The sequence below is a fragment of the Caldicoprobacter algeriensis genome (assembly GCF_023838525.1).
GTDB classification, from domain to species: Bacteria; Bacillota; Clostridia; order Caldicoprobacterales; family Caldicoprobacteraceae; genus Caldicoprobacter; species Caldicoprobacter algeriensis.
Window position 1 is genome coordinate 28,669 of the sequence record NZ_JAHUQD010000018.1, and the last position, 22,889, is coordinate 51,557.

Consider the following 22,889-nt stretch of genomic DNA (forward strand, 5'->3'; position numbering starts at 1 on the left):
AAGACAAAGTTTCATAGAAACACGGCAAAAATTGGACAACTTCCTTTGTCTAATACAGTATACAAAAAAAAGCAACGGAATACAACCCGTTGCTTGAGAATTAAACCTTATTCTCCCTTTGACCATCCTATTAGCTTACCTTATCCACCGGTTTAGGCTTGGCAAATATCATCCTGCCTGCTGCCGTCTGAAGCACGCTGGTCACCAGCACTCCTATGGTCTCGCCTACGTGCTTCTTGCCTCCATCCACCACGATCATTGTACCGTCGTCCAGATAGGCAACACCCTGACCCACTTCCTTGCCGTCCTTGACAACCTGTACCACCATCTCTTCGCCGGGCAGAACTATGGGCTTCATGGCGTTTGCCAGCTCGTTAATGTTAAGCACAGCCACGCCTTGAAACTCGGCTACCTTGTTCAAGTTGTAGTCGTTGGTGATGATTTTGCCGTTCAAAATCCGGGCCAGCTTAAGCAGCCTGGTATCCACTTCAGCCACGTCATCAAAGTCCTTTTCATAAATCTCCACCGGAATGTCCAGCTCTTTCTGAATGCGGTTAAGTATGTCAAGGCCGCGCCGTCCGCGGTTACGCTTTAAGACATCCGAAGAATCGGCTATATGCCTCAGCTCCTCCAGCACAAAGCTGGGGATAACCAGCGGGCCTTCTATAAACCCGGTTTTGCATATATCGAATATCCTGCCGTCGATTATGACGCTGGTATCCAAAATTTTGGGTTGACTGCGATAGCCGTCAAGCATGTCCTTATCCTTTGACACCTTTTTCTGGGGACCCAGCCAATTAAACTCATCCCTTCTCTTTATAGCGACGCTTATCCCTAGATACCCCAGCAATATGTAAATAACCACCGTAAGGGGTATTGAAACCCCCGGCAGAGCAATTTGATTTATGGGGAAACTGATGAGGTAGGCGATCAACAGCCCCACAATCAGCCCGGCAGCACCCAATATCACATCGGTTAAAGGCATCTCCTGCAGCTTTTTCTCTATCGCTTTTGTAAATCTCACCGTTAAAGATATAAGCTTGTTGGACGAAACAAAGAGAATAATTGCAAACACAAAACAGCACAGCAAATACACAACAATATCCTGATATATGGGCAAAAACGTTATTCTTTGGCTGTTGAGCAAATTCGTCATCCACCAGGCCACCCCTGTACCTATGACGGCCCCGCATGCCGTCAACGCTCCTCTAACAACCTTTACCAGCACATCTCCACCTCCTCTTCGGTCATGCCATCCCCCAGAGACTTCACCTCTCCCCTGCACAGCAGGCCTTAGAAACCAGATATACTCTTATCATTATTATTGACATTCTGCCAAATTTTATAAGACCAAAATACAGCTTATTATATTCTTGCCCAAGATGCTCACTCGGTCGCTTTTTCTAAAATGATGCTGTCCACCAGTGCAGCAACCTCATCTTCGCTCACATTTGTAGATAGCATCAGTTCGCTGATCAGGAACTGCCTGGCACTGCTGAGCATCTTCCGTTCAGCAGCAGACAACCCTTTTTCTCTATCCCTTAGGGTAAGGTTTCTCACAACATCGGCAATCTCGTAGATATCCCCACTTTTTATCTTATCCATGTTTAACCTGTAACGCTTGTTCCAGTTGGCAGGCATGCTGGTCTGGTCACCATTTAAAACATCCATCACTTTATCGACTTCATCTCTGGATATAACCTGCCTTAAACCCATTTGTTCAACATTTTTGGTGGGGATCATCACCTTTATCTTCATTACGGGGAAATACAGCACATAGTACTCCTGCTTTTCTCCCAGTATCTCCCTCTCTTCTATGCTCTCCACAATACCGGCACCGTGCATCGGATAAACCACCTTATCCCCCACCTGAAAAACCATAAAAAAGCCTCCCTTTTAATGCAATATTTTCTTTATTATACCACAAGTTTCTGATATCGTCAATAAAAGTGATATTTTAACACACAGGGAATAGACTTGTCAATATCAACAAAAAATAAAAAATTTCTGTAAATAATTTACAAAAAGATTTAACAGCCAGTATGTTCACCAGACTAATATAACGAAATAATGGAATGAAGAATAATAGATGAAAGCAGGAGATGGTTTTGTCAATGAAACAGACAATGGCAGCTAATGGGGAGCCATACCCATCACCTTACAGCTTCAATTACACCTTAAAGCGGATGAATGTATTTTTATTCAAATGCCCAAAATTACTTCGAGGGCTTCAGAGATGGTCTCGACGCCGATTACATCCACGCCCTTTGGGATGGCAAGGCCTTTCAAATTATCACGTGGTATCACACACTGCTTGAAGCCCAGCCTCAAGCTCTCATTGATCCTCTTGTCGATATGGCTTATCCCTCTGACCTCGCCCGTCAGACCCACTTCACCCATCACCACCATCTCGGGGCTTACCGGAATATTTCTGAAGCTGGAAGCAATGGCGGTAACGACAGCCAGGTCAGCAGCCGGCTCATCTATTTTGAGCCCTCCTACCACGTTGATATAGGCATCCTGGTTATACAGCTGCATTCCAACCCTTTTCTCAAGGACCGCCATGAGCAGAATGACGCGGTTGTAGTCAATCCCGGTGGACATGCGGCGCGCCATGCCAAACACCGTGGTGCTCACCAAAGCCTGCACCTCCACCAGCACCGGCCTGGTTCCCTCCATGCTGCACAGCACCACCGACCCAGGCACCCCGTGCGTTCGCTCGGAAAGCAAAATCTCAGAGGGGTTCAGTATCTGGACAAGCCCCCTGTCCCTCATCTCAAAAACGCCAATCTCATTGGTAGAGCCAAACCTGTTTTTCACTCCGCGCAGTATCCTATAGCTGTGGTGCCTATCCCCTTCAAAATACAAAACTGTGTCCACCATGTGCTCCAGAACCCTTGGTCCTGCAATCGCCCCTTCCTTTGTCACGTGCCCCACTATAAATACTGTGACCCCCTGGTTCTTAGCCAGCTTCATGAGCACTCCCGTGGCCTCGCGAACCTGCGTTACGCTACCCGGCGCAGATGACAGCTGCGGCAAAAATACCGTTTGAATAGAGTCTATAACTAAAAATTCTGGGTTCAGGGTCTGGACGTGGGAGAGTATCACGTCCATGTTGGTCTCGGAGACTAGATACAGATCCCTGGCCGATATATTAAGGCGATTTGCCCTCATCTTTACCTGCTTAACGGATTCCTCACCCGAAACATAAAGCACTCTTCCATGCCTGTTGGCCAGCGAGCTGCACACCTGAAGGAGCAAGGTCGATTTGCCGATACCCGGGTCACCGCCTATCAATATGAGGGACCCTTTTACGATCCCTCCGCCCAGCACATGGTCCAGCTCTTCAAGATCGGTGGTATATCTTTCCTCGTCCTGCAGAGTTATTTGCTCCAGCGCTTCAGGCCGTGAGTATGCCATCATGTGTATCTCATCAGTATCACGGCCTCTGAGCTGTATCTCCTCCACAAACGTATTCCACTGCTCGCAAGAAGGACACCTGCCCATCCACTTGGGGGACTCATACCCGCATTCCTGACATACAAACACCTTTCTCGGTTTAGCCATAACTCCTCCACGCATTTTTATATATCCGGTTGTTCAACGATGCTGACCTTCACTTTATCTTTCCTTTGTGATGGATCACTTATATCATACCAGATTACCACGTTGCCCGACACACATGCTTTGGACAGCATCCCCTTTTCACCGGGTTTGGTAAGCCGTGCATAACGATCTATCGCCCAGAAATACAGCATTATAGAATCATCCTGGGTATAGACGATGAATTTGTCTCCCACTCCAAATAGCCTTCCCACACCCTGTGCAACCACTTTTATGGTCTTGCCATCGTCCCTGGTCATCAGCAACCTGGCCCTGGAAGGGTCAAGGTTGTCCAGCCAGGCTATTACCTCTCCGTTGGTCTGGGGATAGATGGCAAACCCCTGTGGGTCTATTATTTGCGGCTCCACCCCTTGAGCCTCTACCTGCTCAGCTGTCACACCATCCTCGCCTTCGCCTTGCACAGACATACCCTCGCTTTCAACAGCCGCGGTTTTGGCTTGAGCAGCTGCGTTTTCTTCCTGCAAAGGCATATCATTTGTAGACATATCGGCAGGCTCACCTGCAGGCTCACTTCCAGCCGATTCTATCACCGCATCCTGTCCTGTAGCTGCCCCTGCCGTCAATGCCTTTTTAAGGTCGAGCTTTTTGATAATGCTCCTGCTGGCATCCTCCGGCGATGGATATACCCATACCAGGACATCATCGTACAATGCAGGTGGACATGTCCCGTATGTGGGATTGTTAAAGCTATCCAGGACCACCGGCTCCCCTGACTTAAAATTATACAGATACAGTCTGTCATTCTCTTCGTCCTTTTGCTCTACCCATACCAGGTTATCGCCATACAGCACCAGCTGAGGCTTGTTCAAATCACAGCGTTTAACCTGGGATACTTCACCCGTCTTCCTGTTCAACGCGTATATATAGTTAGTACCGCTTTGATTGGTATCCAGCCACACAATCCAATATGCGTTGAACCTGCCTTCATAGATCTCGCCAAACTTAACCTTGGTCTCGGCAACCTGAGTTTCCTGCCTGGTATCCAGGTTGTACAGAAAAAGCCTGGTAAGCACAGGGCCATCGATGCTGGAAGCGCTGCCCGCCGAATAGAGGAGTTCCCTGCCATACGGGGTAGGCTCATTTATCTGCAACATCTCGGTCTCCAAATCCACTGCACTGCCTGACAGGTCTATTATAGGAAGCTGCTTCGGTTCTTGTTTATCTTTCTGATTAGTTATCGGCTCTGCAGGAAGATTGGACACCACCTCATCCGATGGACTCTCAATCCCCCTCCTCACAACATTATTCTTGGAAACAACCTTAGGCAGCAACAGCCCTAGTGTAATAAGCACCACACATAAGCAGACGATAACCACCAGTTTATATAAAATTCTGTGCCTTAGATTCTTAGCCAATTCCACAATATTTTTAAAATACATAATACACTCTCCTTCATGAACCTTTGAGTACAAATATAAAAACAACTACCATATTCTAAATATCTATAGAGTGACGTCTTAATATTCTATTTATATTCAATGAGAAGAAGAACAAAACTGATATCGCAATGCTGACAAATACACCTATCCAATATATACTCCTTAACCCATAACTATCAATCATCCAACCCCCAACATAACTTCCTATTATCCCACTTATACCAAAAAACATGGAAGTAGCAAAGGTTTGAGCGGTAGCTTTTAACTCGGGCGGTGCCAATTCATCAATGTAATACACAGCGCCATTAATAAACAACGCAAATGACGGACCTTGCAGGAGTTGTATAGCAAGCACATGAAAGGGAGTAGTTGATACAAGGTATAATGCTTGACGGAGAATAAAAAATATAGTAGAAAACAGTATTAAGTTTAACGGTTTAAATTTCCTAATGAGGATTTTAGAATACAAAAAAATAGGGATTTCACTTATAGCCATTATGGTAAAAACCATTCCAAGCTCTCCATCAGACCCTCCTACCAGCTCCATGAGATTTGGAAGAAAAATAAATGCACTTCTATGAGGAATAATTATGACCATGGCAAAAATCAAAAAAGACATATATGCATAATTTTTAAGCAACCCGTTAAAATTTAAATTATTTACACCATCAGATGATACAGGTCTATCAGTTTTAATCCCTATACACACAATAACAGTCAAACAGCCCATTAACAACAAGATCGGGAATAGCACATCAGTTGAAAAACTATCTATTAACCTTCCGTATATGTATACCATAACAGCAAAACCAATTGAGCCCCACAGCCTGATACTGCCATAATAAAGATTCTTTTCTGTTTTGATACCCTGTATAACCCAGCTGTCCAGCAAAGGTACGAGGGGCGATTCAAAAGCTGTAACCAATGCTAAAACTATACCTACAAATACAGCTGATGAAATAAATGGGACAGGTTGTAGTAATATTATCGCCGCAGTCAAACAAATGATAAAGACCTTTTTTACAGACTGCATCCAATCACTTACTATACCCCAAAACGGTTGGGCAAAAACAACAATCAGAGAATTTATAGCTACAATCGTTCCGATAATTGTATTGCTAAAGCCCTTATTTCTCAAAAAAACCACTACAAAGGGATAATATGCAGCAAAAGTTGCCCAGAATATAAATTCCAAAACAGAATATTGTAGTTGCTTTGGATGTATACTGCGAATTTTTATTAATAAATTCTTCATAAAAACCCCCATCTTTTAAAACAGGTTCGGATTTGCCTAATTAATAAATAAAGCATCATAAATCCAGAATCATTATACCACCAACTTATAAAAAATCCAATATTAAGTCAAAATGAAGCCTGGTGAAACAAAAATGGCCAGGCTTGCTGCCTGACCCTTTTGGTTTTACACCGGCAACTGCTTTTTAAACACCAGCTTGCCATCCTCAACGTCCAGGAGCACTTTATCTCCCATTTTGACGCGCCCAGCAAGAATCTCCTCGGACAGACTATCCTCCAGGGTCTTTTGTATAACCCTGCGCAAAGGCCTGGCGCCGTATACCGGATCAAACCCTTGTTTGATCATGTATTCTTTGGCTGCCTCACTGACCTCCAGGAATATGTTCTTCTCCGCCAGGCGCTTGGCAACATTCTGTATCATCAAAGACGCAATCTGCCTCAAGTGTACATCCTCCAACGGATGGAACACTATGATCTCGTCCAGGCGGTTGAGAAACTCCGGCCTGAAGGTCTTGCGCAGCTCCTCCATTATGTTATCCTTCATCTTTTCGTATTCGGTGGCAGCCATATCGCCTGCTGTGGCAAAACCAAGGGTTTTCTGTTTCCTTATGGTATGCGCTCCAACGTTAGAGGTCATGACTATGACGGTATTTTTGAAGTCCACCGTCCTGCCTTTGCCGTCTGTAAGCCGGCCGTCTTCCAATATTTGAAGCAATATATTGAACACATCAGGGTGCGCTTTCTCGATCTCATCAAGCAGCACCACCGAATACGGCCTTCGCCTGACCCTTTCGGTGAGCTGACCGCCCTCTTCATATCCCACATAGCCAGGAGGTGCACCGATCAACCTGGACACAGTATGCCTCTCCGAATACTCAGACATGTCTATACGTATCATTGCGTTTTCATCGCCAAAGAGGGCTTCTGCCAGGGCCTTGCACAACTCGGTCTTCCCTACACCCGTCGGCCCCAGGAACATGAACGAGCCGATGGGGCGTTTGGGGTCTTTAAGCCCTGCCCGTGCCCTTCTTATGGAGTTTGCCACCGCACTCACTGCCTCATCCTGGCCAATGACGCGCTTGTGGAGTATCTCCTCCATTTTAAGCAGCCGTTCGGCTTCGGCCTGTTCGAGCCTTTGAACGGGTATCCCCGTCCAGCTCGACACTATTTGTGCGATGTGCTCCTCCGTCACTACCTCGGTATTGGTGGTGTTTTGCGTGGCCCACTTCTCCTTCTCCTTCTCGATCTGTTCGCGGATCCTTTGTTCCTCGTCTCGAATCTGTGCGGCTTTTTCAAAGTTCTGGTTCATGACGGCCTCTTCTTTTTCCTTTCTCAGGTTCTCCAGCTTTTCCTCCAGCTCCTTTATCCTGGAAGGCGGTGTAAAGGCCTGCAGCCGTACCCGGGATGCCGCTTCATCGATCAGGTCAATGGCTTTGTCGGGGAGATACCTATCGGTTATATACCGTGCCGACAGCTCAACAGCCGCCTTTATGGCCTCATCAGTGATCCTCACCTTATGGTGCGCCTCGTACTTGTCCCTCAACCCCATCAGTATTTGAATGGCCTCCTCTTTGGAGGGTTCCTCCACCATCACCGGCTGGAATCTTCGCTCCAGAGCCGGGTCTTTTTCCACATGCTTCCTGTACTCGTCCAGCGTGGTGGCCCCAATCACCTGTATCTCGCCGCGGGCCAAAGCCGGCTTCAATATGTTGGAAGCATCAATGGCTCCCTCCGCAGCACCGGCACCAATAATGGTGTGCATCTCGTCTATAAAGAGGATCACATTGTTGGCCTTCCTTATCTCTTCCATCACGGTCTTGAGGCGCTCTTCAAATTCTCCACGGTATTTGGTACCCGCCACCATAGCCGACAGATCCAGGGTAACCACCCTCTTATCGCGCAAAAGCTCGGGGATATTGCCGTCGACAATCCTTTGAGCCAGCCCTTCAACGATGGCTGTCTTACCCACTCCCGGCTCGCCTATCAAAACAGGGTTGTTCTTGGTTCTCCTGGTCAAAATCTGGAGAACCCGTTCTATTTCCTTCTCCCTTCCTACCACTGGATCAAGGTTGCCTTCACGGGCCATTTCAGTAAGGTCCCTTCCAAACTGATCCAGCGTAGGAGTATTGCTCTTCCGCCTCTTAGCGGTTCTACCGGGTTCACCGCCTTCCTCCTTCAGAACTTTCAGCAGCTGGTCCCTGACTGCCTGGAAATCCACCCCCAGGTCTTTGAGAATTCGTGCCGCCACTCCTTCCCCTTCTCTGAGGAGTGCCAGCAACAGGTGTTCTGTCCCTACGTAGTTGTGTCCCAGATTGCGTGCCTCATAAAAGCTGAGTTCCATAACCCGCTTAGTACGCGGGGTATATCCAAAACCCTCGTTGAAATTGAAGGTACCTCTGCCAATCAATGTCTCTATTTGCCTTCTGACCTTGTCTGCATCGGCGCCCAGCTGTCTGAGAACCTGCGAAGCAACCCCTTCCTCTTCTCGAATCAGCCCCAGCAACAGGTGCTCAGTACCTACATAGTTGTGCCCCAGAGCCCGTGCCTCTTCCTGAGCATACATCAAAGCCCTTTGAGCCCGCTCGGTAAATCTTCCAAAAAACGCCATTTTTCACCCTCCCTTTCTTTTGCTTTTTTATTTTTTTATTATTTTCCATTATCCAACTCTTCTCTGAAAAAACCAGTATCCAATTTTTGTAATACATTTTTATTCTTTAGTATAAAACAAAATCTGATTTTTAGTCCCTCGTTTTAAAACTTCCCTCGTTCCTATTTATACCCTTGGTGCCATAGATAAAAACGCCACGTCAGGTAACTTTGCTCAATTCGTTTCTGACCCTATCGGCCCTTGCCACATCCAATTCTTCTGCGCTTGCCTCACTGCCTATATAAGCCTGAAGGTGCGCCGGCTGGCATTTAACCATCAACTCGTTCAGTATCACAACATCTATTCCGTTGATGATACCCATGTCCACCCCCAGCCGCACCTGTGACAGCAGGGACATAAACTCCTGCAGGCTCAGCTTTCTGGCATGCTTCAGTATACCCAGAGTTCGCCATATGCGGTCTTCAAACTCCAGCCTGTTGGACTGCATCAATGCTTGTCGGGCCATCCTTTCATTCTCCATTATCTGACGGACAGCAATATTGATATTGCTTATTATCTCCTCCTCAGACGGCCCAAGTGTGATTTGGTTGGATATCTGGTAAATGTCTCCTAGCGCTTCACTTCCTTCACCATAAAGCCCCCTGGCGGTTAAACCCACCTTGGAGATGGTATGCAAAACGCTGTTTATATAATTGGTAGCCACAAGCCCTGGCAGATGCATCATCACCGAGGCCCGCATGCCTGTACCCACATTTGTGGGACAGCTGGTGAGATACCCCAAATGCTCATCAAAGGAGTACTCTATGCTCTCTTCTACGATGTCGTCCACTCTGTTTAAGAGTTCCCAAGCCTTGTCAACCTGAAATCCAGGAAAGATGCACTGCATGCGTATATGGTCCTCTTCATTGACCATTATGCTTATCTGCTCATTGTGATTGATGAGAGCAGCAGCTACCTCTGCACGATCTATCAGGTCCGGGCTTATTAAATGCTTTTCAACGAGTATATATTTTTCCACATCGCTCAAGTTCCTCAAAGGAACGAAATCAAAATCTCGGCTCAGTATCGAGTTGCTCTCCAGGATGCTTTTTCTCACCATATCCACAATTTTTTGCGACACTTCTAGGCTTGCTATAGACGGAAAAGGCAGTCCGGCTATGTTTCTTGCAATCCTTACCCGGCTGCTCATGACTATACCGCTGTAAGGCCCGCTCTCGTTTATCCAGCTCATTCAAAACTCCCTCCTTATAACTGACCTAGCTGCCTTTCAAGTTCCCGTATCTGATCCCTTAACCTGGCAGCCTCCTCAAAAGCCTCGGTCTCGATGGCCTTCTGAAGCTGGGCTTTCAGCTGCTGAATCTGCCGCTCAATGCGCAAGCCTACCCCCGCCCTTCTGGGCACCTTACCGTTGTGCTTTATACCCCCCTGCACCCTCTTAATTACGGGGGTGAGCTCCTCAGCAAAGTACTTGTAGCAGTCCTGACATCCCAGCCTTCCAATCTTCCTGAACTGCATAAAATCCATGCCACAGGTCTTACACCTGAGCAAGCCCTCGCTCTCAATGGGAACTGCAGTCTTATCCATATCCAGGAAGCCAGTTAAAAGGTCGTTTATGGAAAAGGGAACAAACACCTTGAAATCCCCTTTTTGCCTTGCACACTCCTCGCATAAGTAAAGCTCTGTCTTATGGTTGTTCACTATTTTTGTAAAGTGAACCGTAGCAGGGCGTTTTTGGCATTGTTGACATAGCATTGGATTTCACTCCTTTTTGAATTAAAATCAGGAACGGGCTTTCACCCATTTCGTTTCCCTCGAATATCAGTTACGCAGCTTTAAAATGGTGGTAAGCATTGCCTTCATGATACTGGCACGAACGTTATCTTTTAAACTTGTTGGGATTCCTATCCCCTTATCCTGTATAGCCGCTTTCATTATGAGCGATTCCCTCTCGGTTATAATGCCCTTATCGAGCATATGATGAATTATGTCTTCAGCGGCCTGCTGCGATATGCGGTTGCCTATCCTTTCCTTAAGTAGATACATTATATAATCATTACTATCCATATCTAAACGTATAATGCGGATGTATCCTCCACCGCCCCTTCGGCTCTCTATATAGTACCCACGATCGAGCGAAAAACGCGTGGCCAATACGTAGTTGATCTGCGAAGGGGCGCACTCAAAATAATCCGCAAGCTCGTTCCTTTGAAGCTCCAGCTGTCCGTTGCTTTCTTCCAACAGCGCCTTTATGAACTCTTCGATCATATCGCTCAATCGTGCCATCCACATCACCTCTTTGGTTATTGACTTTCTTTGACTTTCATTTTTAATTATAACCAACTATAACAAAAAAATAACATTTAATATTCAAGTAATTATCTCTATTTTGGGCCTTATTTCAAAATTACATCAATTTAACTTAAAAAATTAAAGAGTTAAGCCGTTTTTTACCTAACTATTGCTTTATTTTGCGCATTTTAAAACCTTGTATTCTCTCTTAAATTTACTTTTCATTTTTTGTGAGTTTTTTGTCATTACCATATATACAAAATCATACAATCGTGATAGACTAAATAGTAGGAACAAGGTAAAAAGAGGGGGTTAAACGCCATGAAAAATTTAGGTCTACAGCTCTACTCCGTAAAAGAGCTAGCTCAAAAAGACTTCATTGGCACTTTAAAGGAAGTGGCCGAAGTTGGCTATGACGGAGTAGAATTTGCAGGCTTTTTCAACACGCCCGCCAAGGAACTCAAAAAAGCGCTGGACGATTTGAATCTCACTCCCTGCGGCAGCCATACCGGGATCGACCTGCTTCAAAACAGCCTTGACGAGGTGATAGAATACAACCTTGAAATAGGGAACCGGTACATAGTGTGTCCCGGCATTCCTCCACATATGCGTGACAGCGCCGATGCTTACAAAAGGCTAGGGGAGTTGTTTAACAAGATCGGTCAGCGTTGCAAGCAACACGACATTCAGTTTGCATACCACAACCACGCTTTTGAGTTTGAAAAATTCGATGGTGAATATGGGCTGGATATCCTGATGTCCAACACCGATCCCGAGCTTGTACACTTAGAGCTGGATACCTTTTGGGTAGAATATTGCGGCTTAAAGTCGGTGGATTTTATGAGAAAGTACCCGCAGCAGTGCTCTTCTCTCATCCACATAAAGGACCTTAAAAGCATGGATGAAAAGGTGAGCACGGAGATAGGCAGCGGCATAATGGACTTCATTGAGATCGTCAGAGTCGGCAAACAGCTGGGGATCAAATGGTATATAGTAGAACAGGAAGAATTCGAGATACCCCAGCTTGAGAGCATAAGACAAAGCCTTAATTATATGCGAAGCATATTATAGGGGAAGGGGTAGATGAGGATGAAAGACGGTAAGCTGTGTATAGGCATAATTGGAGCGGGAAATATAGCTCAAAACGCTCATATCCCAAATTACAAAAAGCAAAAGGATGTTGAAATAATCGGGGTATGCGACTTCAACCTCGATAGGGCCAAAGAGGTTGCCGGCAAGTTTGACATAAAATACGCGTCCAACAACTTCCAGGATATAATCAATATCGAAGAAATCGATGCAATAAGCATTTGTACCCCCAACAGCTCCCATGCTGAAATCGCCATTGCGGCAGCCAACGCCAAAAAGCATATACTATGTGAAAAGCCCATGGCCATGAACGTAAAAGAGGCAGAGGAGATGTGCAAGGCTGCCAAGGACAACAACATCATATTCATGATGGGCTTTGTAAACAGATTTCGCGCCGAAAGCAAGCTCATAAAAGCTCTGGCCGATGCTGGCAGGTTCGGAGAGATATATTATGCAAAAACAGGGTGGATGAGAAGGCGTGGCACACCCCTGGGTTGGTTCACTGACCTGTCCAAATCTGGTGGCGGCCCCGTCATCGATATTGGTGTCCACGTCATCGATTTGACATGGTATTTTATGGGTAAACCAAAGCCAATAAGCGTAAGCGCCGCCACATATAGCAAGATAGGCAACTATCAAACCAAAGGCGTAGGCCGGTGGGTAGCTTTGGACGCTGACAATATCGTCTTTGAAACTGAAGATTCCGCTTCGGGTTTTATCAGGTTCGAGAACGGCGCTTCCATGACATTTGATGTAAGCTGGGCCATCAACGGAAAGGACACAGGGGTATACAGCTACATCTTCGGCACAAAGGCAGGAGCCAGCTTCAATCCTCTGATGATCTACGGCGAGGAAGAAAACTACCTCATGGACTCCTCACCCGTCATCAGGCAGGAGGACAGCTTCGCCAATCAAATAGAACACTTCATAGAGTGCATACGTGAAGGCAAGGAACCCATAGCACCAGCAGAGGACGGCCTTGAGGTCCAAAAAATGCTCAACGGTATCTACGAATCGGCAAAGCTTGGCAGAGAAGTGATGCTGTGAAATAGGCTTTTGCTAATTTATTGCCATCACGATTTATACTACTGTGATTTGTACTGCCATGATCGCCATCTTAAACATGCTAAAAGCAATTGTATGATTTACACATAAATAAAAGGCGGAGAGATGACAGCTTCTCTGCTGTTTTGTCTGCTTGCGAACAGCAGAAACTAAGCTTCATAGGGAAACAATAAAAAACCTCCTACAGGGCTGCCATGCGATGTGCCCCGTAGGAGATTTTTGTTTAAAAAGCTCAGTCTTCAATTACCTGTTTGGCCAGCTCTACTGGCGATATCGCATCCTTGGAAAATGGCCTAAGCCTAATCCTAAAATTGAATTCATGAGGCAGCAACCTGTACTGTGGCAGCTGGCCAGGCCCACAGCTCGCACTGCCCAGCCCATGCTGTCTGTAATCCAGGTTCACGGTGATGAAACCGCGCCTTGTCAGCTCATAGGTATGCGAAGCGGCATCCAGGTCCTGCGTGGTAAACCAGTGCGCACTGAATTCCATCTGCGGCATTCCTACAGCCAGCAGGCCCATACCGCGGGTGTTGGTGAAGGACACCCACCGCACATCGGTGCGGTTCCCATTCTCCTGCGGGCGCACATAGGGCGTGTACAGGTCATCCACCTTGCGACTGTATACGCCAAAGCGGTTGGCCTCCTTGCTGTCACAATAGCTCTCGCCGGGACCGCGCCCATACCACGATACCGCATCCATACAAGCCGGTATCGCAATCTGCAGCCCTATTCTAGGCAGGGTATCCGGCAGCTTGCCCTGAGGTACACCGTGAACCTCCACAACCACATCTCCGCTGCCATAAATGTTATAGATATACTCGCATAGCATGCCCCAGTCATACACTGGTGGGGCTATGCGCGAGGTGACCCTTACCTGGATAACATTTTCATCGCATACCTTGCATTGAAAGCTATCTATACGGTGCTGCATCCTGTCAAGGCCAGCCTTGCGCCACATGACAGCCTCATGCACATCGTTGTCAGTGGGCGCCCTCCAGAAATTCATCCTGGGCCCTTTCACCAGCATATCCATCCCTTGATAAATCCAGGACTGTATGACACCCCTTACCCTGTCGAACACCAGTTCAAAATCGGCACCCAAAATCAGGAGCTTATTCCCTTGTGGCTCACAAGACACCGGAGGCATAGATGCCACATGCACTTTAGGAGCAGGGGACTCAACAGGGAGCTTAAACTGCGCCCAGGCAACCTCATATCCTCTCTCGGCCCATGGGGTATCAGAAGCCAAGGTAAAATGCAGGTTCAGCCAGTAGTCGGTGCCGGGCTTAACCGTTTGAGGCATTTGCATGGGTATGGTCACAATCCGGCTTTCGCCAGCTTTAATATGAGGCATATCAAGCTGACCGCCTTGCAGCACCTGACCGTCGGCAACTACATTCCACGATAAGGCCAGGTGGTCCAGCGAAATGAAGTCATACCGGTTGATAATCCGCACCTTGCCGACTTTCAAATCTACCGCCTCAACCTTTACAGGCTCCAGTACCTTCTTGTATTCTATCAACCCAGGGGAAGGAGTCCTATCCGGAAACAACAGGCCGTCTATAACGAAATTCCCATCATTGGGCTGGTCTCCAAAGTCGCCGCCGTAGGCAAAGTATTCTTTCCCATCGGCCGTCCTTCGCCTAATGCCATGGTCCAGCCACTCCCACACGCAGCCTCCCTGCAGCCTCTTATATGTATAGAAAACTTCCCAGTACTCTTTCAGATTGCCCGGCCCATTACCCATGGCATGGGCATACTCGCAAAGTATATGAGGCCTCTTCATGTTGGTCTTTTGCCCCAGCTCCATCATCTTATCAACAGAAGTATACATCGTGCTGTATACATCTGCCACTTTGGGCTCAACCTCTTCGTTGTCGAATATGAGCCTGGTCTCCCCTTCATAATGGATGAGGCGAGTGGGGTCTATCTCGCGAGCTTTCTTGGCCATGGCCTCATGATTTCGTCCAAAGCCCGATTCGTTGCCCAGCGACCACATGATAACGCAGGGATGATTTTTGTCGCGCTGCACCATCCTCTCCATCCGATCCACATAGGCTTCTTCCCATTCGGGGTCATCGCTCAACCTTTCCCAATCCTTTAGCACCGCAAAGCCGTGACACTCAAGGTCAGCCTCGTCTATAACATAAAGCCCGTATTCGTCACACAGGTCATAAAACCTGGGGTCATCGGGATAATGGGAGGTTCGCACAGCATTTATATTGTGTCGTTTCATGAGGATAACGTCTTGCACCATCGCATCAAGTGGAACTGCCCTGCCAAGATCAGGGTGGTGCTCATGGCGATTTACGCCCTTGAGCTTTATAGCAACACCGTTGACCAGGAAATTCCCATCTTTCAACTCTATGGACCTGAACCCAACTCTGGATGGTATGACTTCCAAAATGCGCCCATCAGCGTCCTTCACGGCAAGCAGCAATTTATATAGATAAGGCGATTCGGCCGACCACTTCTCGGGGTTGGATACAGGGATCTCTATACCCAATGTGGTCTGGCCGGCAGCAGCTATAGAAAATTTCTCTTTAAGCGGGTTTTCCATAACCGGACAGCCATGCGCATCCAGCAGCTTAACTTCTAATTCACCGCTTACTTCTTGCTGAGATGCGTTATTCAAAACAGCCTTGATATGGAGAACCGCATCCTTGTACTTTTCATCCAGCTGAGTATGGACAAAATAATCAAACAGGTGCACCTTAGGCCTGGCAAGAAGATACACATCCCTGAATATGCCGCTCAGCCACCACATGTCCTGGTCCTCAAGATAGCTCCCGTCACTCCATTGGTACACCCTAACGGCCAAAGTGTTCATGCCCGTACGAACCCACGGCGTTATGTCAAACTCGGCCGGCAAACGGCTGCCCTGGCTGTATCCCACCTCGTTGCCGTTTACCCATACATGGAATGCGCTGTCCACCCCCTCGAATCTTAAGGCTATCTGGTATCCCTGCCAGCTTTCGGGTATGTAAAAATTGCGCCTGTAGCAACCAGTGGGATTCTCACTGGGCACCCGTGGGGGATCCACCGGAAAAGGATATATCACATTGGTGTAGTGCGGCCGCCCATATCCCGCCATCTGCCAGTTTAGAGGTACCTGAATGTCATCCCAAGACGTCACATCATAATCCTCCCGGTAAAACCCTTCGGGCACTTCCACCGGCGACTCAGCGTAATAGAACTTCCATACTCCATTGAGCAGCTTAAAACGCGCAGAAGCACCCCGTTGCCCTGTCAAAGCCGACGCCTCATCATGGTAGGGAATAAAGTAGGCCCTACCGAGCATGCGGTTGCGCTGGAGCACCTTCAGGTTTTCCCAGTCATTCAGGGGTTTGGCCATTTCATCCATAATAAAATCGCCCCTCCTCGGAAAATAAATTTTAGACTTTGGTATAATCATAAGATTTTCCTTATACCTTGTTTTTATTTAACCTTTCAAAGAGGAATAACCTGCTGTGACCTCCTCCCCTCAATAAATTGAGCGGCATCCTCAAGCGGATGTACGCAAAAGTTTATCCTTGCGTTTCGGTTCAGTGACACCGTACCACCTCAACAGGAACGACACAGCCACGGGCCGCGCCACCTGGCTACTACTCCCCTTCACAGGAGATACCTGGAAAGCTCTTTCAAAGATATTCAAGGCACCGTTTACATCTCCCTGCCCCTTCCAACCACACGAACATACCTACCCGGTTTCTTCGTACTCTTTCCGTAGATGCCACGGGAGACCATTGTATACCTTGGTGGCACACAACATGGCATCTTTTAGAATGGCTTCAGTTTGAGAATCTGTATGGGTTTGCGCCTTGAGAGTAATTAGAGGCACTTATTCACCCCCTTCCTCTGCTTTCTGGGCTTCGATGTACCGCTGTTCTGGTTGATTCCCATCCTTCTTTCTTCATACCATTATGGTATCACATAGGTAAGATGATGTAAACAACAGGGCGAGGGAGTCCGTGTATCCCCTCAATGAATTGAGGGGGATTACTGCCCCCTCGCGCTCCCCCCGATTTTCTAAACCACATGGAATTCACACTATAACTACTATACATATAACAGTTCACCAATTAAATAAGATGCTTTTTTACTTATCTCAAAGAAATACTTCTTTTAAAATTATAATTCCTTCAACCTTTAAGACTCCCGATCATAATTCCATGTATAAAGTATCGTTGTAAAAATGGATAAACCAACAAAATCGGCACCGTTGCTACCATAATTGTACAATATTTAACTAACAATCTATAGCTTTCCTGTTCACTTTGCCCAACTACTCCTATTTGTGTCATGCTCTGTGTGCTATTTTTTAATAATATCTCTCGCAATATAACTTGTAACGGATATTTATTTTTGCTAGTAAAAAACAGTGAAGGATTAAACCACTCATTCCATCTACCAACTGCATAGAACAAAGCAATAACTGCGACAGTAGCTTGAAGAACCGGTACAGCAATAACCCATACTATCCGCCACTCACTAGCCCCATCCAATTTAGCTGATTCAATAAGACTATCGGGTACAGTAGTAAAACTAGTACGCATTACAATTAAGTTCCATGTATTAACAACAGTTGGAAGAATAACAGCCCATCTGCTATCCATTAATCCCATGTTTTTTACCATAAGGAAGAATGGAATTAATCCTCCTTGAAAATACATATAAAAAATAATTAAGCCCATCACTACTTTATTCCAATATAATCCTTTTCTTGACAATACGTAAGCTCCTAGGATGGTTACAACCATACTTAATGTTGTACCTACGCCTACATAAAAAAGCGTATTTAAAAATCCAGATACAATGTTTGGATTATTAAGAACCAGACTATATCCTTTTAAAGTTGCTTTTCCCAACGGCCACAAATAAAAGCCCCTTTTAGCGAAAACCAAGATAGGATCACTTATCGAGGCTACTGCAACATGCCACAAAGGATATAACGTTACTATACAAATAACAAAGAGTAATATATAATTAAAATAAGAAAATATCCTTTCACCTCTTGTTTGCATATACATTATCTATCATTCTCCCTTCATTACCATAAACTTACTTCAGTCATTTTTGCACTTATTTTATTTGCTAAAATAACTAATATAAAATTAACTACTGAATTAAACAATCCAACCGCCGTAGCAAAGCTAAAATTACTCTCAACAATACCTTTCCTATATACGTAACTTGAAATAACATCTGCTGTTTCATATATCAATGGATTATATAATAAAATCACTTTTTCAAATCCCAAACTCATTAAAGAACCTACTCGAAGAATTAACAATATTGCAATAGTAGGCATAATACCTGGAATAGTAACATAAATAACCTGTTTAAATTTCCCAGCACCGTCAACTATTGCGGCATCATACAATTCTGGGTTTATTCCTGTTAATGCAGCAAGAAAAATAATACTATCCCACCCTAACCTCTGCCACAACTCCGAAACTACATAAATTGTACGAAAATATTTGGGATCAGATAAAAGATTTTTAGGTGCTCCTCCCAGCATTTTTGTAAGCTCACCCAAAACACCATCAGATGCTGTAAAATCCACTATTATACCACATACTACAACCAAAGAAACAAAATAAGGCATATAAGTAATAGTTTGTACAGTCCTCTTATAGAAAGTATTCTTCACTTCATTAAGTAACAACGCAAAAATGATTGGTAGAGGAAATGCAAAAACCAAATTCCAAAAATTTATCATAACAGTATTACGAATAAGACGAAATGCAAATGGACTAGTAAAAAACTCTTGAAAATATTTAAAACCAGCCCACGGGCTACCCAAAATACCTTTACGCGGGGTAAATTCTTTAAAAGCTATAATTATTCCATACATAGGACCATAACCCCAAATTAAATAATACAATACAGTTGGCAAAAGCATCAAATACAATGGCCAATGCTTGGCCCAATCTTTTGCTATCATACTCCTCCAATTACTGGATAAAGGGAAATATGATGCCTGTAATTGACTTTTATTAGATAGATTTATTTTCATAAACTGTCTACCCCTTTATCAACTTAACTTTTATTATTCAAAGCCATAAGATGTGTAATCATGAGAGGAAAGAAATCTTCCCTCTCATGATTACACATCTCAAACATCTTTTAGAATTTATTTTCGCGCCAAGTATCGCTGTAAAGCCGCATTTATAATTTCAGTCGCACGGTCTATATTCATATTTTTAAGGTTCGTTACAAACTCATCGTATTTTGATAATGGTTCCTGTCCCATTATAAACTTAAGTGTCATTTCGTCCACATAAGTCCTAATATCTACCATAATATTATTAAACTCGGTAGATTCTTCTGGAGTAAAGCTTATATTATCCGGCATTACCCAACTAGCATCCTGAGTACTCCATAATTCAATACATTCATACACCTCCGGTCTAAATTCATATGCTGTTGAATCACGCAAATAACCCCAATTATGCAATTTGAAGAGAGGATAAAGTGTCCAAAAATCTAAGCCCTCCTTTTCCCTATCCTTCAAACGCGGATAAATCCATTCATACGAGCCATCCTCTTTCCATCGATAAGAAACCCCTTCTGGCCCTCGCGAACAAAGATCTCCTCCATCCTGACTATACCAATAATCCTTCCATTTAACCGCAATCTCATCTAAACCATCCTCAACCAATCGAGTTGTGAAAAAGTCCCGATCTCCCCTAACAATTGAATTGTTTTGACGCAAATGTATCACTTGACCATCATAAGAAGTTGGTTGAAGAACCGGTTTAAGACTAAAATCAGGGTCCAAAGAACGGCCTGTCTCAAGAATCTGTCCTAGTTCACCATACGCCAAACCGCAAGCTCCAACTTTACCATTGGCAATATTAGCGGTATAGGATTGAGGATCACGTGTTGCAAAGTCAGGATCGATTAATCCCTCTTTGTACCACTCATTCATTTTAGTTAGCCAATCTTTAAATCCCGGCTCAAGTGGACCATAAACGGCTTTACCGTTTTTATTGATAAAATCGTAACCCGTATCATAGGCGGCAATAAACATATAGTTAGTTTTTACACCATACCACCTCGTAATATCTAACGCTAAAGGAGCTACTCCTTTTGCTTCCTTCATTTTTCTCAACATATTATCCCAATCTGCAATCGTCTTGGGCATATCTAATCCTAGTTCTTCTAGCCAATCTGCTCGCACCCACAAGCCACTCCATGGATGCGAAGGTACAATATCAATCATTGGCCAGTAAAACATACGACCTTCATCATCTACAATATCTCTATCAATTTCTTCGTAATTTTCTCGTAACCATTTAATATTAGGCATTAAACCTTTATCATAGTAAGGAGTTAGCTCAAGGTAAATCCCATCTTCGACTGCTTTACGATATCCACCAGGATATTCCGGAGGCGTCGAAAACATATGAGGTAAATCATTTGTTGCAATCCTTAAATTAAAATTATCCGCTTCTTGCCCCACTGGTGGATAAACAAACTCCACCTTTACTCCTGTACGCTTCTCTAATTCTTTAAAAACTTCACACTCATCCAATCCTTTCATTACAGTAGAATTAAACGCCCGCCACACAACTAGCGTTACAGGTTTATCTGTTACAGGTAATTTTGTTGCGTTAATACCATACAAGTAGCGGTCATCGCGTGAATCCCACTTCACTGGTTTAAGATTATAAGGTCGTCCATTATTAGTATTTGGCCCTTCTACAACTTCACCTTTTTCATCTACTTGTGTTTCTCCTGGTTCATTAGGAGTAACTTCATCATTCTCAGTACCGGTATCTTGAGAACCTGTTGAACAACCTACTAAAGAAATTAACAACAATAAAACACATATAATTGATAAGACTTTAGTTAAACTTTTTAACATTAGCATTAAACCTCCTTTTATAACGATGTACGCTCTCGAAAAGTCCAAGAGCTTGATTTTTATATGTTTCAGGGTTCAGCTTATCCAGGTAATACCATATGAATTTTTCAAGGTACATCTCTTTTATTTCCTCATAATACCTGCAATTTTGTTAATATAACCCATTTTCAAAATCTTGGTGACTATTCCCAGTTACTTTTCGAGAGAGTTCATTACCGAATTACTTCTTTTCAGTTCCTTAGTCTCGACAGTACAAATATATATTCTCCTCTCTTCGCCATTATAACCTCATAAAAAACTACCTCCCTTCTTCATCAAAAATTCAAATTTGTCAATAGCGGATTTAAATTGACCCATTTTTAACAGATAAAATTTGACCCACCCTGGCTTTTTTAAAAACTAGACGTTATTACGCGGGCTAGCATATAGCCCGGTTTTTAACCTGTCCTTTAGGCGGTAGCTGTTGCCCCTTATGTTGATTATATGAGCATGATGTAATAGTCTGTCCAATACCGCTGTCGCAAGTACAGGGTCGCCCATTAGCTCGCCCCATTCCCCAAACCCTTTATTGCTCGTAAGAATTACGCTTCCTTTCTCATAACGGGCACTTATTAGCTGGAAAAAGAGATTCGCACCCAGACCATCTAAGGGAAGATACCCCACTTCGTCAATCACAAGAAGCTTTGGCCTCGTATATATCCTCATACGCTTCTCCAATCGATTCTCTTCATAAGCCTTCTTGAGGTCCTCAATAAGCCTCGTAAGGCTGCTGAAATAAACCGATATTCCCTGCGACAGAGCTTCTATGGCAAGCCCTATAGCCAGGTGCGTCTTCCCCACTCCAGGCGGACCAAGAAATATTACGTTCTCAGCCCGGCAAACAAAAGCCATCGTTGCCAGTTCCTTTATCAGCTTCTCGTCAATACTGGGTTGAAAGGCAAAGTCGAATTCATCCAGAGTCTTTCTATACGGAAGCCGGGCAAGCTTTGTCCTTACCTCCATATTACGCCTTTGCCTTTCAACAATTTCTGCTTCAAGAAGGTCGTTTAAAAAGTCAACATACGTACTGTTTTCTTGCTGGGCCTTCTCAAGGAGGGCATCAAGATAAATTGCAGCATTTGAAAGCCCTAACTCTTCAAGATGCACTCGTGCCTTCTCAAGTTCTATCATAACCTATCTACCTCCAAAAGACTCTGATAAACCCCCAGAGAACGCTTCTCCACTTCTAGAGAAGACACCTTAATTGCTATCGGCTTTGGATATATCATGCCCTCCGCTTCCTTAAGCCCCTTATATTGGTCTTTGAGAAAAACAATGCCCCTTGAGCGATATCGCTTTTCGTGAGTTGCTATCACCTTCCCTTCGTAAAGAATTTCTATCTTGCCATTTCTCTCCCTTACAACCACCTCTTTCCCACTGTATTGCCATGGTACACCATACCTCACACCACCAAAGCTCAGCAGGCCATCCTTGTGAACTTTCCTCACCTCTTCCATGAATCTCTGGTATTTATCAGGTGCAGGCAGGGGTTTAAGGTTTTCTTCCTTTAAACGGTCAATAGGTCTTTCTCCAGTTGTACCGTCAGCCATGAGGAGTAAATTTTTTAACAATACCATATAATAACATTTTGCCTTAATTTTCTATGTTAAATATTTCCAGTATATTTCTCTCTCTTTTACGCCAAAAAGACCGGCTAAGGTTCATCCTC

General features: G+C 44.8%; 17 protein-coding genes and 1 pseudogene. 2 read left to right on the forward strand and 16 right to left on the reverse strand.

Features of this window, described 5'->3' with window-relative positions; all coding sequences use genetic code 11:
• Positions 1-130: 130 nt before the first annotated feature.
• The 9 genes from KVG29_RS09995 to KVG29_RS10035 all read right to left on the reverse strand — a co-directional run bounded on the left by KVG29_RS09995 (position 131) and on the right by KVG29_RS10035 (position 11,148).
• Complete coding sequence (locus KVG29_RS09995) at positions 131-1,228, reverse strand: PIN/TRAM domain-containing protein (protein ID WP_252228299.1); 1,098 nt, start codon at positions 1,226-1,228, stop codon at positions 131-133.
• 158 nt (positions 1,229-1,386) lie between these two features.
• Positions 1,387-1,881 carry a CarD family transcriptional regulator gene (locus KVG29_RS10000; RefSeq protein ID WP_252228300.1) on the reverse strand — a complete coding sequence of 165 codons (495 nt, stop codon included), beginning with the start codon at positions 1,879-1,881 and terminating at the stop codon, positions 1,387-1,389.
• Positions 1,882-2,202: 321 nt separating this feature from the next.
• Entirely contained in the window at positions 2,203-3,567 is a 1,365-nt protein-coding gene (gene radA / locus KVG29_RS10005) for a DNA repair protein RadA (protein WP_252228301.1), read from the reverse strand.
• 17 nt (positions 3,568-3,584) lie between these two features.
• Positions 3,585-5,003: a TolB family protein gene (locus KVG29_RS10010; RefSeq protein ID WP_252228302.1), complete on the reverse strand. Its 1,419-nt coding sequence runs from the start codon at positions 5,001-5,003 to the stop codon at positions 3,585-3,587.
• A 55-nt stretch (positions 5,004-5,058) separates the two neighbouring features.
• On the reverse strand, positions 5,059-6,258 hold the full coding sequence (locus tag KVG29_RS10015; RefSeq protein ID WP_252228303.1) for an MFS transporter: 1,200 nt from the start codon (positions 6,256-6,258) through the stop codon (positions 5,059-5,061).
• 165 nt (positions 6,259-6,423) lie between these two features.
• Entirely contained in the window at positions 6,424-8,865 is a 2,442-nt protein-coding gene (locus KVG29_RS10020) for an ATP-dependent Clp protease ATP-binding subunit (protein WP_252228304.1), read from the reverse strand.
• A gap of 199 nt (positions 8,866-9,064) precedes the next feature.
• Positions 9,065-10,096 (reverse strand): protein arginine kinase, encoded by a 1,032-nt coding sequence (locus KVG29_RS10025; protein ID WP_252228305.1) that lies wholly within the window; start codon positions 10,094-10,096, stop codon positions 9,065-9,067.
• Positions 10,097-10,110: 14 nt separating this feature from the next.
• Positions 10,111-10,617: a UvrB/UvrC motif-containing protein gene (locus tag KVG29_RS10030; protein ID WP_252228306.1), complete on the reverse strand. Its 507-nt coding sequence runs from the start codon at positions 10,615-10,617 to the stop codon at positions 10,111-10,113.
• Positions 10,618-10,683: 66 nt separating this feature from the next.
• Entirely contained in the window at positions 10,684-11,148 is a 465-nt protein-coding gene (locus KVG29_RS10035; RefSeq protein WP_252228307.1) for a CtsR family transcriptional regulator, read from the reverse strand.
• Positions 11,149-11,475: 327 nt separating this feature from the next.
• Here KVG29_RS10035 and KVG29_RS10040 point away from each other — a divergent pair, with 327 nt between their 5' ends.
• Both KVG29_RS10040 and KVG29_RS10045 read left to right on the forward strand, forming a co-directional pair.
• Positions 11,476-12,225, forward strand: coding sequence for a sugar phosphate isomerase/epimerase family protein (locus KVG29_RS10040; RefSeq protein ID WP_252228308.1), 750 nt, complete (start codon positions 11,476-11,478; stop codon positions 12,223-12,225).
• An 18-nt stretch (positions 12,226-12,243) separates the two neighbouring features.
• The gene (locus KVG29_RS10045) at positions 12,244-13,290 is read left to right on the forward strand and encodes a Gfo/Idh/MocA family protein (protein WP_252228309.1); all 1,047 of its coding nucleotides are present in this window, start codon (positions 12,244-12,246) and stop codon (positions 13,288-13,290) included.
• Between the two features lie 250 nt (positions 13,291-13,540).
• Here KVG29_RS10045 and ebgA read toward each other — a convergent pair whose 3' ends face one another.
• The 7 genes and pseudogenes from ebgA to KVG29_RS10080 form a co-directional block, all read right to left on the reverse strand.
• Positions 13,541-16,672, reverse strand: a complete 3,132-nt coding sequence (ebgA, locus tag KVG29_RS10050) for a beta-galactosidase subunit alpha (protein WP_252228310.1) — start codon at positions 16,670-16,672, stop codon at positions 13,541-13,543.
• Positions 16,673-17,008: 336 nt separating this feature from the next.
• Positions 17,009-17,149, reverse strand: coding sequence for a hypothetical protein (locus KVG29_RS10055; protein ID WP_252228311.1), 141 nt, complete (start codon positions 17,147-17,149; stop codon positions 17,009-17,011).
• A 301-nt stretch (positions 17,150-17,450) separates the two neighbouring features.
• Positions 17,451-18,332, reverse strand: a complete 882-nt coding sequence (locus tag KVG29_RS10060; protein ID WP_252228312.1) for a carbohydrate ABC transporter permease — start codon at positions 18,330-18,332, stop codon at positions 17,451-17,453.
• Positions 18,333-18,358: 26 nt separating this feature from the next.
• Positions 18,359-19,327: an ABC transporter permease gene (locus tag KVG29_RS10065; RefSeq protein WP_252228313.1), complete on the reverse strand. Its 969-nt coding sequence runs from the start codon at positions 19,325-19,327 to the stop codon at positions 18,359-18,361.
• 117 nt (positions 19,328-19,444) lie between these two features.
• Positions 19,445-21,181 (reverse strand): extracellular solute-binding protein, encoded by a 1,737-nt coding sequence (locus KVG29_RS10070; RefSeq protein ID WP_252228314.1) that lies wholly within the window; start codon positions 21,179-21,181, stop codon positions 19,445-19,447.
• 399 nt (positions 21,182-21,580) lie between these two features.
• On the reverse strand, positions 21,581-22,351 hold the full coding sequence (istB, locus tag KVG29_RS10075; RefSeq protein WP_252228315.1) for an IS21-like element helper ATPase IstB: 771 nt from the start codon (positions 22,349-22,351) through the stop codon (positions 21,581-21,583).
• Positions 22,348-22,761: pseudogene (locus KVG29_RS10080) on the reverse strand (Mu transposase domain-containing protein); the annotation flags it as partial. The gene istB and the pseudogene KVG29_RS10080, both read right to left, overlap by 4 nt.
• Between the last annotated feature and the right edge of the window lie 128 nt (positions 22,762-22,889).